General features: G+C 58.3%; 1 pseudogene. It reads right to left on the minus strand.

From position 1 onward, the window contains the following. Positions 1 to 235, minus strand: a pseudogene (locus AAEZ05_RS30225) (D-alanine--D-alanine ligase); the annotation flags it as partial.

Consider the following 235-nt stretch of genomic DNA (forward strand, 5'->3'; position numbering starts at 1 on the left):
GAACCAGGCTGTGGTCGGTCATGCCCGGTGCGGTGTTGACTTCAAGGAACCAGAAATTCCCTTGGTCATCCTGCATCACGTCTGCCCGCGCCCAACCGGCGATACCCAGCGCCTCACAGGCTTTCGCCGTGAGGTCCATCAATTCCTGTTCCTTGGTTGCTTCGAGGCCGCATGGGATCCGGTACTGAGTATCGGAAGCCAGGTACTTGGCGTCGTAGTCATAAAAGGTGTGGGG

Origin of the sequence: Pseudomonas sp. HY13-MNA-CIBAN-0226 (assembly GCF_040310305.1) — a bacterium.
GTDB classification, from domain to species: domain Bacteria; phylum Pseudomonadota; class Gammaproteobacteria; order Pseudomonadales; family Pseudomonadaceae; genus Aquipseudomonas; species Aquipseudomonas gregormendelii.